Source organism: Microcystis sp. BLCC-F209 (assembly GCF_041928595.1).
Lineage (GTDB): Bacteria > Cyanobacteriota > Cyanobacteriia > Cyanobacteriales > Microcystaceae > Microcystis.
The window spans coordinates 1-12,171 of record NZ_JBHFLL010000019.1 but is presented as its reverse complement, the minus strand read 5'-3'; the positions used below and the strand labels follow the sequence as shown (position 1 = coordinate 12,171).

Annotated in this window: 14 protein-coding genes and 1 pseudogene; 10 read left to right on the top strand and 5 right to left on the bottom strand. The window is 43.7% G+C overall.

Features of this window, described 5'->3' with window-relative positions:
- Window positions 1-140 precede the first annotated feature (140 nt).
- The 9 genes and pseudogenes from ACE1AQ_RS00845 to ACE1AQ_RS00805 form a co-directional block, all read left to right on the top strand.
- Window positions 141-509, top strand: a pseudogene (locus ACE1AQ_RS00845) (type IIL restriction-modification enzyme MmeI); the annotation flags it as partial.
- 152 nt (window positions 510-661) lie between these two features.
- A complete protein-coding gene (locus ACE1AQ_RS00840) occupies window positions 662-922 on the top strand; it encodes a hypothetical protein (protein ID WP_008201053.1) in 261 nt (86 codons plus the stop codon).
- 87 nt (window positions 923-1,009) lie between these two features.
- Window positions 1,010-1,384 (top strand): DUF433 domain-containing protein, encoded by a 375-nt coding sequence (locus tag ACE1AQ_RS00835; RefSeq protein WP_002758892.1) that lies wholly within the window; start codon window positions 1,010-1,012, stop codon window positions 1,382-1,384.
- Entirely contained in the window at window positions 1,381-1,773 is a 393-nt protein-coding gene (locus tag ACE1AQ_RS00830) for a DUF5615 family PIN-like protein (RefSeq protein WP_008201055.1), read from the top strand. Before ACE1AQ_RS00835 ends, ACE1AQ_RS00830 begins: the two co-directional genes overlap by 4 nt.
- A gap of 94 nt (window positions 1,774-1,867) precedes the next feature.
- Window positions 1,868-2,101 carry a hypothetical protein gene (locus tag ACE1AQ_RS00825; protein ID WP_110545997.1) on the top strand — a complete coding sequence of 78 codons (234 nt, stop codon included), beginning with the start codon at window positions 1,868-1,870 and terminating at the stop codon, window positions 2,099-2,101.
- Window positions 2,101-2,361 carry a type II toxin-antitoxin system VapC family toxin gene (locus ACE1AQ_RS00820; RefSeq protein WP_008201058.1) on the top strand — a complete coding sequence of 87 codons (261 nt, stop codon included), beginning with the start codon at window positions 2,101-2,103 and terminating at the stop codon, window positions 2,359-2,361. Before ACE1AQ_RS00825 ends, ACE1AQ_RS00820 begins: the two co-directional genes overlap by 1 nt.
- A gap of 340 nt (window positions 2,362-2,701) precedes the next feature.
- Window positions 2,702-3,130, top strand: a complete 429-nt coding sequence (locus ACE1AQ_RS00815) for a hypothetical protein (protein ID WP_008201060.1) — start codon at window positions 2,702-2,704, stop codon at window positions 3,128-3,130.
- 20 nt (window positions 3,131-3,150) lie between these two features.
- Complete coding sequence (locus tag ACE1AQ_RS00810) at window positions 3,151-3,528, top strand: DUF5615 family PIN-like protein (protein WP_008201061.1); 378 nt, start codon at window positions 3,151-3,153, stop codon at window positions 3,526-3,528.
- 51 nt (window positions 3,529-3,579) lie between these two features.
- Window positions 3,580-3,723 (top strand): element excision factor XisH family protein, encoded by a 144-nt coding sequence (locus tag ACE1AQ_RS00805; RefSeq protein ID WP_306344854.1) that lies wholly within the window; start codon window positions 3,580-3,582, stop codon window positions 3,721-3,723.
- Window positions 3,724-4,616: 893 nt separating this feature from the next.
- On the opposite strand, the gene ACE1AQ_RS00800 is transcribed toward ACE1AQ_RS00805, so the two are convergent.
- From ACE1AQ_RS00800 to ACE1AQ_RS00780, 5 genes are all read right to left on the bottom strand, one after another.
- Window positions 4,617-5,891 carry an ABC transporter substrate-binding protein gene (locus ACE1AQ_RS00800; RefSeq protein WP_008201064.1) on the bottom strand — a complete coding sequence of 425 codons (1,275 nt, stop codon included), beginning with the start codon at window positions 5,889-5,891 and terminating at the stop codon, window positions 4,617-4,619.
- Window positions 5,892-6,331: 440 nt separating this feature from the next.
- Window positions 6,332-7,570, bottom strand: coding sequence for a carboxyl-terminal processing protease CtpA (ctpA, locus tag ACE1AQ_RS00795; protein WP_008201068.1), 1,239 nt, complete (start codon window positions 7,568-7,570; stop codon window positions 6,332-6,334).
- A 266-nt stretch (window positions 7,571-7,836) separates the two neighbouring features.
- A complete protein-coding gene (gene fba, locus ACE1AQ_RS00790) occupies window positions 7,837-8,916 on the bottom strand; it encodes a class II fructose-bisphosphate aldolase (protein ID WP_002744497.1) in 1,080 nt (359 codons plus the stop codon).
- A gap of 132 nt (window positions 8,917-9,048) precedes the next feature.
- Window positions 9,049-10,176: an aldo/keto reductase gene (locus tag ACE1AQ_RS00785; protein ID WP_110545996.1), complete on the bottom strand. Its 1,128-nt coding sequence runs from the start codon at window positions 10,174-10,176 to the stop codon at window positions 9,049-9,051.
- 300 nt (window positions 10,177-10,476) lie between these two features.
- Entirely contained in the window at window positions 10,477-10,977 is a 501-nt protein-coding gene (locus ACE1AQ_RS00780; protein ID WP_008201073.1) for a bifunctional nuclease family protein, read from the bottom strand.
- 363 nt (window positions 10,978-11,340) lie between these two features.
- Here ACE1AQ_RS00780 and rpsD point away from each other — a divergent pair, with 363 nt between their 5' ends.
- Window positions 11,341-11,949, top strand: a complete 609-nt coding sequence (rpsD, locus tag ACE1AQ_RS00775; RefSeq protein WP_002737433.1) for a 30S ribosomal protein S4 — start codon at window positions 11,341-11,343, stop codon at window positions 11,947-11,949.
- Window positions 11,950-12,171 lie beyond the last annotated feature (222 nt).

Below are 12,171 nucleotides of genomic sequence, written 5' to 3'. Positions count from 1 at the left end.
GCTATTTACAGAGTTTTATGTGTCAACATATCAGCTATGTACACTGGTTTAGGAAAATTGTCTATTCAATCTGAAAAATGGCGTTCTGGGGTTGTCATGTTCTTAAATGTAAAGTTTTGTTACGAGATTCAACATTTCTGGTGTGTGGCAGATTAAAAAGTGATTATCGTTATTCAAAAGATATTGTTTATAATAATTTTACCTTTCCAGAAAATATCACCGACAAACAAAAACAAACCGTTGAAACTTGCGCTCAAGCTGTGCTAGATACTAGGGTAAAATATCCTGATAGTAGCCTTGCGGATTTATACGATCCTTTAACCATGCCTCCCGACTTGCTCAAAGCTCACCAAAAACTTGACAAAGCCGTTGATTTGTGTTATCGTCCCCAACCTTTCACCAGTGAATTAAACCGTATTGAATACCTCTTTGAACTCTATGAAAAATTAACCGCTCCCCTACTCCCTACCAGCAAACAAAAACCCCCGAAAAGAAAAAATCCTCAATAACCGAAAATGCTTGCTTGTATGCCTTTCGCTTGTGCCAAAGCTTTGCCTTGACAGACAATATTTAAGGAGCTGCCTTAAACTATTCTTCAGGTAGAACCTGGGAACGAGATGATGAGATAATCGTTATTAGGGTTTTATACAATTCCAAGGATATGACAAAGCTATTAGAAGCGGCGATCGCTCAAGTCAAACAACTCCCCGAATCAGAGCAAAATAAGATTGCCGCAATGCTCATCAAGCAACTTGAATCCAGATCCCCAGAGTATGATTTTTGGGACGAGTTTGACCAAATCTTAGAAGAGTGCCAGATGAATACAGGAATTTCCGATCTGTCCTATCAGCACGATCATTACATTCACGGGCTACCCAAGCGATACAGTGAACAGTTAACAGTGAACAGTAGAAAAAACTGATTGATATAGTGCTATTCAGAGTAATTAGGTAAGCTGTTCAGCATTCAAATAACGTACAATAGAATGAAATTCTAGAAGGTTATGAGTATGGTTCTAGTATCCAACGGGCAATCAGCCATTATTCGTACAGAGCGTGGATTGACAATCGCCGGTACGCGAATTACCCTTTATGATGTTATGGATTACCTAAAGGCTCAGTATCCCCCCAAGCTGATTCGTGAAAAACTTGGTCTTAATGATAGACAGATTGATTCAGCCCTAGCATACATTGAGACCCATTGTACTGAGGTTGAAGCCGAGTATCAAGAATGCTTGCAGACAGCGACAGAAATTCGTCAATACTGGGAAGAGCGAAATCGTGAGCGATTTGCCAAGATTGCGGCGATGCCCCCTAAGCCTGGTCAAGAAACCATTCGTGCGAAGCTTCAAGAGTGGAAAGCACGCATTGAATCTCAATCATGAACTTCCTGATTGACGACAACTTAACGGGCGATGTTGTTTTATTCTGGGGAACCCTCTCAGCAGAAGGATGGCTTGATCTTTTGCCCATCCGCTTCTTCACCTTTCAGGATGTTGGATTGCCGATGGATAGTAGTGATCGGGTTGTTTGGCAATTTGCTCAAAACACTCAGATGATTTTAATTACAGCAAATCGAAATATGAAAGGAATTGATTCGCTGGAACAAACCATACGTGAAGAAAATACACCCGCTTCCCTGCCAATTCTGACAATTGGAAACCCTGATCGCTTTGATGAAAGTAGCTATCGGCAAAGATGTGCTACCCGCTTGATTGAGATTTTATTTGATCTAGAAAACTATATGGGAGTCGGTCGAATTTTCATCCCATAAGACTGTTGTTGAAAAGCATTCTTCAGGTAGAACCTGGTAACGATAACGAGATGATGAGATAATCGTTATTAGGGTTTTATACAATTCCAAAGATATGACAAAGCTATTAGAAGAGGCGATCGCTCAAGTCAAACAACTCCCCGAATCAGAGCAAAATAAGATTGCCGCAATGCTCATAAAGCAGCCTGAATCCAGATCCCCAGGGTATGATTTTTGGGACGAGTTTGACCAAATCTTAGAAGAGTGCCAGATGAATACAGGAATTTCCGATCTGTCCTATCAGCACGATCATTACATTCACGGACTACCCAAGCGAGAAGTGGAATAGTGACAAAGGTTTTTGTTGATACGGCAGCCTGGATTGCCTTAATTAATGTTGATGATGTTTTTCATGAACAAGCCAAGCGTGTTAAGGCGAATCTTCAACAACAGAAATGTCAGCTTATAACAACAGATTTTGTTTTATTGGAAGTGGCTGATGCTCTGCTTTCGCCGAAAATTCGCTCTCAAACAATTAGATTTATTAATCACCTCAACAATCTAATTGGTTTACAGATTATACCGCTCAATAAATCTCTTTTCGATTAGGGTTGGAAACTTTATAGTCAGCGTCTTGATAAAGATTGGGGGCTAACTGATTGTATTAGCTTTGTCATTATGCAGCAAGAAGTAATTACATTAGCCTTTACATCAGATCGGCATTTTGAACAAGCAGGGTTCACTCGACTGCTAAATCCTTCATACAGTGAACAGTTATCAGTGGAAAAAACTGATATGGCGCTATTGAGAGGAATGATCTAAATTGAAGTTGAATTTTCTAATTCTAATGAAGTATTGGGAAATATAGAATGACCTCCTCTTCCTCTTGTGCCAATTGGCATATAATATCTCTAAATCGATGATTTAAAATTTAAGGTTGAAAAAATTTATGTCCCAAGTTATCAGTACCCGACTCCCCGATCGCACAGCGGAACGACTTAAACAGTTGGCCCGCCGATTAGGAAAAACCCCTAGTGAAACCAGCGCAATTTTAATTGAGGAATCCCTCAGAGAAAGCGAGTTCCCCTATATTGAATTTCGCCAGTCTCCTTTGGGGCGACAACCCTACCTCAAAAACTCCAGTTTGGCTCTCTGGGAAGTAATTCAAATTGCTCAAAGCTACGCGCTAGATGAACAAAAAACGGCGGCACATTTTCATCGACCCCTCGAATGGGTCCGCTCTGCTTTGCTCTATGCTGAAGCTTATCAGTCAGAAGTTCAAAAGGCGATCACCGAGGCTCAAGCCCTCAATGAAACGACACTCAAACGGCTCTTACCCCAATTAGAAACAATTACGGTTTATCCTGATTCCCTGTGAGTGAGTGGGGAATAGCTAAAATGCTATCTTTTTTATTAGATGAACATATTTCTCCGACGGTTGCCGAACAAATTAGTCTTAAACGTCCAGAAATCCTGATTTTTCCTTTAATCACTTGGCAAGAAGGTCGATATTTGGCTGATTCGGATGAAATCGTTTTAAAAGCCGCAACCGAAGCCCAGTTAACCCTAGTAACATACGACCAGAACACTATTCCCCCGCTTTTGTGCGAATGGGGAGAAGCTCAAAAAAGTCATAGTGGCGTTATTTTTATCGATTATCAGTCCATTCCTCCTAGCAATTTTGGTCTTTTAATTCGTTCACTTTTAGCTTTATGGGATCTACAAGGCAAACAGGATTGGACAAACCGACTTGTTTATTTAAAGCCAAAAATTTGATTCATTTAACAAGTATCTTATAAAATTACAAAGATATGACAAAAATCTGAAATAATTTTATATTTAGCAATTCATCAACAAGCTTTTGCCGATATTTTTGAAGATCCTATTGGTCAAGTTTTATTAGATAACAAACGATTCAAATTATTAGTTTTTGACAAAATTGAGGAGGTTATTTTAAGATGGATAGTTTAGAAAAAATGAGACAAATTATTATTGAATCTCTCCGTTATTATGCAAACTTGCGCTATGCTACCGGTGAGGTAAACCGACTCCTAATTAGGGTTTGCTGAATATTACTGGAAGCCTTGCTAGAAAACGGTTTAGGGACTTTTTTAGTCAAATAGGTACTTTTTTAGTCAAAAAAGTGCAAGAGACAAACGTTGAGAAACCGATCCGAGGGACTCAAAACCCCTGCACTTTCGCTCTTCGATCTCGAAGGGGTCTGCTTCCAGACGTGCGAGGTGATTCTGTTATTCTGACTTCCCCTCCCGACGACCGGCTCCTGACTGGAAAATAGAGGCTGAAATAACGCAAATTCGTCAATCAGAATATTTTCATGTTTGGCGGTGCCAAGTTTGGCATCAGGACTGACTCCTTACTCCTAACCCAATGTTCGACAAAGATAAGCAAAAATTATTGATTAATGCCAAAAACTTGAGAATATTTAAATTAACATTCCGCAATATTTACAAATTCTTAAAAATTAATTGAGAAATATTTTTATTTAACAACGATGTTACAATGGTTACAGCGATTTTACTGAATTTCATAATGGGTTTTTCTGTGCTTTTTTGGACAGCAACGCTTGAAACCCTTACCACAGCTAGAAGGTAATCCTAATTAAGACAGGTAAATGAGTCAATTTCACCCACAACGATGATCTTTTTTTTTGTGTAGTTTTGTTGCAAAAAAAAAGTTTTTTTGACAAAAAGCACAAAGTATGAATGATGAATTATGAAGTGGGGTAGTGAAGTAGTGGGGAAGTGGAGCATTTGGCTGAAATTTCCCTAAACCCCTAAACCCCTAAATCCCCATCACCCTATCCCCTACCTCCTGCCTTCTGCCTCCTGATTACTGACTCCTGATTACTGATTGGGTGTCACCTTATCAATAACCTTGAGAGTCCCGTCATCCTTAACAGTCCAGACATCGTAACTACCGACCACATCGCCATTTTCATCGATATCCACATTACCACTGGCCCCCTGATAGTTAATATCTTCGCCTTTGCGAATCATTTCTAGGGCTTGACAAGCATCGGTTACTTCCGTCCCCGGACCATTAGCCACCTCACGAATCTTGCTTTGAATCCCTTCACCGGTGTTAGATTTAGCCGCCTCGGCCGCTAACATCAATAAAATCGCCGCGTCCCAAGTATGGGGAACAAAAGCAGTGACATCCTTGCCGGTTTTTTCTTTCCAGAGAGTAGTAAAAGCGCTTAAAGCTTGACCGTCGGCCCCGGGGACAGTGCCTAGGGCGCCGGCAATAATTGACTTACCATCGGTTCCTTTCCCCACCTGTTTGGTGAAATCTTCCGAATAAACCCCATCGGTGAGGAGGACGGTAACTCCTTTGGTCAATCCCTGTTTGTAGGCCGCTTGTAGTAATAAACTACCCGTTTCAGCGTAAAGGACTGCCGCTACAGCATCCGGTTGGTTAGCGAAGGCAGCCGCCGCTTCACTATCGAGAGTGGCAGCTTTCGGGTCATAACGGACAGGATTTTGCTTATTAGTGATAGTGCCGCCTAATTTATCGAAAGCACCGACGAATTCCCGTTCAAATCCGACTCCGTAATCGTTATTGATCACGACGGTGGCCACATTTTGAAAACCCTTTTTCTTAGCTAGGACCGCTAAAGCTTGAGCTTGGTAGGTGTCCGGGGGAGCCGTCCGCGCCCAAAAACCTTGAAAATCGCCTTTTTTCGCCCTGTCAGTAAATACGGGACTGGTGCTACCCGGAGAGACTAACATAACTTTATTTCTCACCGCCACATCGACGGCTGCTCCCGAGACGCTACTGGCAAAGGAACCGATCACACCAGCTACTTTATCCACCTCCGCTAGTTTCGTCATCGCCGAAGCACCGGCAGCGGGATCGGTTTGGTCATCTTCTTTCACCAGGGTGACGGGTTTGCCATTGACTCCACCACAGGCATTGATAGTCTCTACCGCTAGGGCGGCTGCTTCGGGCATATTTTGACCAATAGCGGCTAAATCTCCAGTAATGGGCAGTAAAGCCCCTAATTTTAAACCTTGATCACTGTTATCTGGGGTTTGGGCATTATTACAAGCGGTTAAAAAATTAGCTAAGAGGCTGATGCTCAGGGTTAGGGCTAGGGGCGATCGAATACATCTCTGCATGGCGGTAAAATCAAGGATGAGTCAAGGTTGGAAGGCTGAAAAGCCCGGACTGGGAAAATTCTAATCGATGTTAGCATTCTCTTCAAATCAAACAGGTTTCCATCTTAATTTAGATATTGACGGAAAAAACGGCTAATTTGTTCGATTTATGCCCTAGGAATTATGAATTATGAATTATGAATTATGAATTATGGTTCTTCGGTTTGTCTTATGCAACGTATAGGGTTATAAGGGATGAAACTCTTATAGAGAAAGACATTTGGCGATTTTTGTTAATTGTTTTCGATCTAGAGCGAACTAATCAATTAAATCTCTTGCCAGATAAGAATTTAGTCGATTTATGCCACCCGATCGAACCAGACCAAGTAACGAAGAACCCTGAAAACTCGCATCTGATAACTGGTAACTGATAACTGGTAACTGATGGCTGAAAACCCCACTTAGGAAGCCTTGGCTAAAACGGTGTTCTGGTTTAAAAACTGAATCGCGGTTTGGTATTGACTATCTTTTTCGGTGCCGATTTCCTCATAGGTGATTGGTTCCTGTGCCACCACTTGATCTGGCATAATTCCCAACTTATGAATATCATGATGGCCGGGAGTTTCATATTTAGCCACGGTAATCGCTAATCCTGCCCCATCGGGTAACTCGAATAGGGACTGAATTAATCCCTTACCAAAAGTCTTTTCTCCCACTAAAACCCCTCGTTGATTGTCCTGTAATGCTCCAGCTAAAATCTCGCTGGCGCTGGCGGTTCCCTGATTGACTAAAACGACTAAAGGCGAGTCGGTTAAAGCATTGCCAGCAGCGGCAAAACTATCGGCAATTCCCTCACGATTAACTGTATAAACAATCGTTCCCTGATTAATCCACATCCGAGCGATTTCTATACCCGCTTGCAGTAAACCACCAGGGTTATTTCTTAGATCCAAAATATAACCCTTGGCTCCTTGTTTTTGTAGGTTCGTCACTGCTTCCGAGACTTCTTTAGCAGCGTTAGCACTAAATTGATTTAAGCGCACATAACCGATGGGCAAGGAACTAGAATTTTTATCTAAAACCGCTACCACTGGACTTAAAGAAATGCGTTGACGGGTTAAAGATAGGGTTTTTGGTTGACTTTTTTGATAGGGAAGAATCACTAAGGAAACTTCTGTTCCGGGGGTGCCGCGCATTTTGGCCGCCGCCGCATCGAGGGTTAAAGTAGTGGTATCGATGCCATCAATAAACAAAATGCGATCGTGGCTAGTCAAACCAGCGGCCTCGGCAGGAGAACCGGCAAGAGGGGCAACCACTTCTAAGTAACCATTGTCGGGATTGATATTAATTTGCAGTCCTACCCCCGATAATTCCCCCGTGGTGCTAATTTGTAGGTTATGGTATTGATCCGGTCGCAGGAGACGGGTAAAGGGTTCATCGAGAGTGGCTAACATCTGTTCGATCGCATTATAGGCCGCCGTCCGATCGTTGAGGGGTTTTTTGATGAATTGTTCCCGCACCTGCCACCAGTTTTGATGATTAAAGGTGTCATCATAATAGGATTGGTTGACTAATCGCCAAGATTGCAGTAGTAATTTTTGTTCTTCGCTAAAGGCGGCTGCTGTGGGTGTCCATGCCATCCAAGTCAGACAAAACCAAAATCCCACCAATAATCCCGCCCACAACGATTTTTTTCTCATCTTGCTTCTCTTATAAATCCAGTGCTGATCTGCTGATTATTTTCAGTATAGTCTTTTCTCTGAAATCGATTCGGCTCTCCCAGGTTTGGTGGATAAAATGTATTCTAAGATACAGTCTTCTGGGCGAATTAGTGGAACGAACCACAGAGACACAGAGGACAGAGAGATCGATCGTTCTTATATAAAAAAGAGGGTAGTTAACCATAACTACCCCAAAAAATTCTACTAGATCGGTGCCATTAAGCGATCGCTTAATTGTTCAGCTACTAGACAGCCACAACTTTTTTGCTGACTTGGGTTAATTGCCCTTTAGCATATTTGGCTGCGTAGTCATCGAGGGACATTTGTTTGATTTTGCTGGCGTTACCGGCGGTACCAAATTGTTGATAGCGATCAGCACAAACTTTCTGCATATACGTGATCGAGGGTTTCAGGAAGAAACGGGGATCAAACTCTTTCGGGTTGCTGAATAGTGCTTCACGAACTGCGGCGGTAATTGCTAAACGGCAATCGGTGTCGATATTGATTTTCCGCACACCACTCTTGATGCCTTTTTGGATTTCTTCCACGGGAACACCGTAGGTTTCAGGGATAGCGCCACCGAATTGGTTGATTAATTCGAGGAGATCTTCGGGAACCGAGGAAGAACCGTGCATGACCAAGTGAGTATTGGGTAAGCGGTTATGAATTTCTTCAATGCGGCTAATAGCGAGAATTTCGCCGGTGGGTTTCCGGGTAAATTTGTAAGCGCCGTGGCTAGTACCAATGGCTACTGCTAAAGCATCTACTTGGGTTCTTTCGACGAAATCCACCGCTTCATCGGGATCGGTTAACAGCATCGAGTGATCTAATTCTCCCTCAAAACCGTGGCCATCTTCCGCTTCTCCTTTACCGGTTTCTAAGGAACCTAAACAACCGAGTTCCCCTTCCACACTAGCACCGATCGAGTGAGCAACTTTTACTACTTCAGCAGTAACGTTAACGTTGTACTCGTAGGTGGCGGGAGTTTTGGCATCCGCTTCTAAGGAACCATCCATCATGACGCTGGTGAAACCGTTACGGATCGCCGAATAGCAGGTGGCGGGTTCGTTACCGTGATCTTGGTGCATCACGATGGGGATATGAGGATAGGTTTCCACCGCGGCGGTGATCAGGTGACGCAGGAAGTTTTCCCCTGCATATTTGCGCGCACCGCGAGAAGCTTGTAGAATAACGGGGCTGTCGGTGGCTGCCGCCGCTTGCATGATCGCTTGGATCTGCTCCATATTATTTACGTTAAAAGCGGGGATGCCATATCCGTTCTCAGCCGCGTGATCCAACAATAACCGCATGGGGACGAGTGCCATATCCTTTACTCCTTAATCTATTTCTTGTTTTTTGTCTCTTTAAATTCAAGAAAGTTAATTCTCTTACCTGTTAATCTTAAGATAGTTTTTACACTTTGACGATCCCCAAAAAAAATTTTTCTAGGTTTCGTCCTAAGATGACCACAATCTCCGTTGCGCTGGTCCCTTAAGTAGTTCGTGTGTATCAAATAGCAGCCGGGGAATCGGCAATTTTTCCGGGCAGCGAGGTAAACAATCGCCGCATTCAGTACAATTATTCGCTTTGCGTCCGGGGAACCAATGACCGGCATTTTCCAGCATTCGATAGCGATACTGGCCAAAATCGGTCATTTCGTAAGCTACTGCCAGATTCCGTAGTCTCAATACTTCGGGGATATTAATATTTTCAGGACAGGGTAAACATTGATAACATTGGCTACATAAATCTGTAGCCAATTTATCGGTTAAATGTGCTTCTAAACGCTTAAAAACGGCAATTTCTGCCGCATCTAGGGGCTGATCTCCTTCACATACGTTAATAATTGCCTCTAATTCCTCCGGTATCGCTGCCCCGACGCTGAGGGTAGTAATGCGCGGATCGCTCAATAAAAAGCGATAATTTAGCTCTAGGGGTGAAAAAGGGGCGCATAATTCCTCTAGCTTCTTGGGAGGTCTGTGGAGACCACCTCCCTTATCAGCAGGGGAAATAATAAACACACCCATGTCCTTTGCTTGGGCTAAAGCGATCGCTGGTTGCTGTCTTTGCCAAAAAAAATAGTAATGGATATTGACAAAAGCGAAGAAATCTGTATTGATCGTCTCCAGAATAATTTCTAGGGGTGCATGGGTAGAAAAGCCAATATGACCGATTTTTCCAGCTTCTTGGGCCATAAAAACGGCTTTCATGCAGCCTTGCGGGTCTTTAATCCAGTTTAAATGCTCGCGGGTGTTAATACCGTGAATTGCTAGACAATCGAGGTAATTTAATTGTAATCGTTCTAGGGATTCGCCGATCGCTTTTTCCATAGTCTGGCGATCAGCAGTGGGGACCAATTTCGTGGTCAGATAAACCCGCTCCCGCACCCCTTGACGCTGCAGGTAGCGACCGAGAAAAACTTCACTATTACCGTAGCCTCTGGCCGTTTCTAGGTGATTAATCCCCAATTCTAGGGCGCGATCGATTGTTGCGGTAAACACCGACTCTGAGGACAAACAGCGCATTGTCCCCAGGGAAAACAGCGAAAATTGCCAATTAGTACGGCCAAATCGTCGATAACGCATTGATTCAGTTATCAGTTATCAGTTACCAGTTATCAGTTAGAAGGTATTGGGGAAATGGGGAAATGGGGTGATGGGGAAGTGGGGTGATGGGGAAGTGGGGTGATGGGGAAGTGGGGTCATGGGGAAATGGGGTGATGGGGAAATGGGGTGATGGGGAAGTGGGGTGATGGGGAAATGGGGTGATGGGGAAGTGGGGTGATGGGGAGAATAAATAAAAATAATCTCCTGCCTCCTGTCTCCTGTCTCCTGAATCCTGTCTCCTGAATCCTGTCTCCTATCTCCCTCCTATCTCCTGAATTTTCACTGCTCACTAAAATCACCGCGACGTTGGATCAGGTCTGAGGGGCTAAGATTGGAGACGAAATTGCGAAAAGCTTGACGTTCCTCTTCATCCGCATCACGATCAACAGGAATAGAAGCGGAAGCGATCACTTCTTCCATTACCCAGATGGGACTGTTGGTACGCAGGGCAATAGCGATCGCATCACTGGGACGACAATCGATTTCTTTTTTGACTTCGCCGCGCTGGAGACAGAGAACAGCATAAAAAGTATTATCTTGGAGAGAATGGATGATAATCTTTTCTAAATCCATGTCCCAAGCTTTAAAAATATTAGCGATCAAATCGTGGGTGAGAGGACGAGGGGGTTTTTGTTGTTCGAGGACGGTGATAATGGCCTTAGCCTGATCTTGTCCGATGTAGATAGGTAGGGCGCGACGCTCGGAACCATCCTTCAGCAGTACAATGGGACTGCGAGTGATAGCGTCTAGGGCAATTCCAGCGACTTTCATTTCGATCATGACTAATGGCTTCTCCAAGATAGAGATTCAGCTAGGGAAGGAGTGGGAAAGCAACCTGAGTAATATAGTGCTTAGTTACACTCACAGTATGCCCTAAGATGGCAGAGATTAGCCTCATCTTTAACGAAAAAAATACATCACCTGCCCTCAGTAGATAGGAGTCAGGAGTCAGGAGTCAGGATACCCCGATCCAATCTTGCTGCTTTTTGCTCCCCACTCCCCGCTCCCCAATTCATAATTCATAATTCATAATTCATAATTCCCTCTACCCACTTCCCCATCTCCCCACTCCCCAACTAAATTGCTTAATTTGTGCTACGATAATAGTTTTGGGATAAATTTAAATAGGAGCAGACCGTCTGTATGTCTCGTTATAGAGGACCGCGCTTGCGCGTTGTGCGTCGTTTAGGGGAATTACCGGGCCTAACCCGTAAAAATGCCCGTCGTGCCTATGCACCAGGGCAACATGGCCAGGCCCGCAAAAAACGTTCAGAATATGCTATTCGTCTAGAAGAAAAACAAAAACTGCGTTTTAACTACGGTGTCAGCGAGAAACAATTAGTTCGCTATGTCCGCAAAGCTCGCCGGGCTACCGGTTCCACCGGTCAAGTGCTGCTGCAACTCTTAGAAATGCGTCTGGATAATACCGTTTTCCGTCTCGGTATGGCTGGGACAATTCCGGGGGCGCGACAATTAGTCAATCACGGTCACGTCACCGTTAACGGTAGAGTTGTGGATATTGCCAGTTATCAGTGCCGTCCGGGTGATGTGATTGGAGTTAGAAATCAAGAGCGTTCCCAGGATCTCGTCAAAAGAAATATGGAATACCCCGGTTTAGCCAACCTGCCGAGTCATTTGGAATTTGACAAAAACACCCTTGTGGGCAAAGTGAATGGCGTTGTGGAAAGAGAATGGATTGCCCTCTCGATTAATGAACTGTTAGTAGTGGAATACTACTCTCGGAAAGTCTAGGAAAAAACCCTTTTCCAGACACCTTGAGGACGCAATTGGCAGCGTCCTTATTTTATTGGTTAAATTTAGTATTTTTGAGGGTATATCTGGACTTCCCCGTTGACAAAAAGCCATAAGCTGTGCTGTAGAAGGGATTAAGAGAATTTACGCCGCCCCGTTACTGGGTACAAATCAGGGAAACTCCCAATAAATCTAACGCTTTTTGTTGCAGTTGGGTCGGTC

Bases quoted from the DNA above. Each gene is read 5' to 3' on its own strand.
- ACE1AQ_RS00785 (WP_110545996.1), bottom strand. From the start codon at position 10,176: ATGCGTTATCGACGATTTGGCCGTACTAATTGGCAATTTTCGCTGTTT.
- rpsD (WP_002737433.1), top strand. From the start codon at position 11,341: ATGTCTCGTTATAGAGGACCGCGCTTGCGCGTTGTGCGTCGTTTAGGG.
- fba (WP_002744497.1), bottom strand. From the start codon at position 8,916: ATGGCACTCGTCCCCATGCGGTTATTGTTGGATCACGCGGCTGAGAAC.
- ACE1AQ_RS00815 (WP_008201060.1), top strand. From the start codon at position 2,702: ATGTCCCAAGTTATCAGTACCCGACTCCCCGATCGCACAGCGGAACGA.
- ACE1AQ_RS00835 (WP_002758892.1), top strand. From the start codon at position 1,010: ATGGTTCTAGTATCCAACGGGCAATCAGCCATTATTCGTACAGAGCGT.
- ACE1AQ_RS00830 (WP_008201055.1), top strand. From the start codon at position 1,381: ATGAACTTCCTGATTGACGACAACTTAACGGGCGATGTTGTTTTATTC.
- ACE1AQ_RS00810 (WP_008201061.1), top strand. From the start codon at position 3,151: ATGCTATCTTTTTTATTAGATGAACATATTTCTCCGACGGTTGCCGAA.
- ACE1AQ_RS00840 (WP_008201053.1), top strand. From the start codon at position 662: ATGACAAAGCTATTAGAAGCGGCGATCGCTCAAGTCAAACAACTCCCC.
- ACE1AQ_RS00825 (WP_110545997.1), top strand. From the start codon at position 1,868: ATGACAAAGCTATTAGAAGAGGCGATCGCTCAAGTCAAACAACTCCCC.
- ACE1AQ_RS00800 (WP_008201064.1), bottom strand. From the start codon at position 5,891: ATGCAGAGATGTATTCGATCGCCCCTAGCCCTAACCCTGAGCATCAGC.
- ctpA (WP_008201068.1), bottom strand. From the start codon at position 7,570: ATGAGAAAAAAATCGTTGTGGGCGGGATTATTGGTGGGATTTTGGTTT.
- ACE1AQ_RS00780 (WP_008201073.1), bottom strand. From the start codon at position 10,977: ATGATCGAAATGAAAGTCGCTGGAATTGCCCTAGACGCTATCACTCGC.